The sequence below is a fragment of the Herbaspirillum sp. B65 genome (assembly GCF_000333555.1).
Taxonomy (GTDB): domain Bacteria; phylum Pseudomonadota; class Gammaproteobacteria; order Burkholderiales; family Burkholderiaceae_D; genus Herbaspirillum; species Herbaspirillum rubrisubalbicans.
The window spans coordinates 1-1,493 of record NZ_BADI01000396.1 but is presented as its reverse complement, the minus strand read 5'-3'; the positions used below and the strand labels follow the sequence as shown (position 1 = coordinate 1,493).

2 protein-coding genes are annotated in these 1,493 nt (G+C 60.1%); both read right to left on the bottom strand.

Annotated elements, in window-relative coordinates:
• Positions 1-192: 192 nt before the first annotated feature.
• Positions 193-927: a bifunctional demethylmenaquinone methyltransferase/2-methoxy-6-polyprenyl-1,4-benzoquinol methylase UbiE gene (ubiE, locus tag I5W_RS09635; RefSeq protein ID WP_017452476.1), complete on the bottom strand. Its 735-nt coding sequence runs from the start codon at positions 925-927 to the stop codon at positions 193-195.
• 84 nt (positions 928-1,011) lie between these two features.
• Positions 1,012-1,434 (bottom strand): gamma-butyrobetaine hydroxylase-like domain-containing protein, encoded by a 423-nt coding sequence (locus I5W_RS09630; RefSeq protein WP_017452477.1) that lies wholly within the window; start codon positions 1,432-1,434, stop codon positions 1,012-1,014.
• Between the last annotated feature and the right edge of the window lie 59 nt (positions 1,435-1,493).

The window sequence follows — 1,493 nt, the reverse complement described above, 5'->3', positions numbered from 1 at the left end:
GCGGGAAATGAGGAGTGATAGCGAGGTCATCGCCAGCAGCAGTGCGAGCAGGATTTTTTTCATGGGCTTACCTCTTGTGGATGATGCCGAAACGACGAGACGCCTGGAGGGAAAGCCTGCCCATCGTTTCAGTGCGGCCATTGTGGTCAGGCAGACTTAAGCCAGCCTTAATGCCGCCACAGCCAGCATTGCTTACATCTTAATGCCGGTATGCAGTGCAGCCACACCAGCGGTCAGGTTGAAATACTGCACGCGCTCCAGACCGACCTGTTCCATCATCTGCTTCAGGGTTTCCTGATCAGGGTGCATACGGATCGATTCGGCCAGGTAGCGATAGCTGTCGGCGTCATTGGCGACCTTCTTGCCCAGCCACGGCAGGACCGAGAAGGAATAGACGTCATAGGGTTTCTTGAGTGGCTCCCAGACCTTGGAGAATTCCAGCACCAGCAACTTGCCGCCCGGCTTCAACACGCGGCGCATCTCGGCCAGCGCGGCATCCTTGTGGGTCATGTTGCGCAGGCCGAAGGCCACCGACACGCGGTCGAAGTAATTGTCCGGGAAGGGCAGCTTCTCGGCATCGCACAGCATGGTGGGGGTGACGATGCCCTTGTTGAGCAGGCGATCACGACCCACGCGCAGCATGGATTCGTTGATGTCGGTGAGCCAGACTTCGCCGCTGGGGCCCGCCTGCTTGGCGAAGACCTTGGAGAGGTCACCGGTGCCGCCGGCGATATCGAGCACCTTGAAACCCGGACGCACGCCGGCCTGGGCAATGGTGAAGGCTTTCCAGATGCGATGCAGGCCCGCCGACATGAAGTCGTTCATCACGTCGTACTTGGCGGCGACGGAGTGGAACACTTCCGCGACCTTGCGGACCTTCTCTTCTTCTTTGACGGTTTCGTAACCGAAATGGGTGGTGTTGGTCATGGCTGGGCCTGTAACGATGAAGACGACATTATAAGAGACGGGCCCGCGCAGGGCTTGCCCTGGATCAGCAGGAGGCGCTGAGCTTCAGTGCGAATGACCGCAGCCGTGACCGGCGCTCGCCTCGGCCTGGTGATCGCGTCCACTGTCACGCGTGAAACCTGCGGCCTCCAGTTTTTGCAGATAGGCTTCCCACATCGCGGCCTGGTCACGGCCGAGCTGGTAGAGGTAATCCCAGGTAAAGATGCCGCTGGCGTGACCATCGGAAAACAGTGGCTTCACGCCATAGTTGCCGACCGGTTCGATGCCGTGGATCTCCACCTCGCGCTTACCGGTCTGCAGCACTTCCTGGCCCGGTCCGTGGCCACGCACTTCAGCCGAGGGCGAATAGACGCGCATCAGTTCGAAGGGCAACGAAAACATCACGCCATCGTCGAACTCGACTTCGACCACGCGCGAAAGCTTGCGGACCTTGAAGGACACCGGAACGGGGGAAGACGGGGCGCTCATGGGCTCTCCCTTGAAATTCGGATGAGAGGTCAAACCCGGCCGGAACCTCCAGGCCGGCT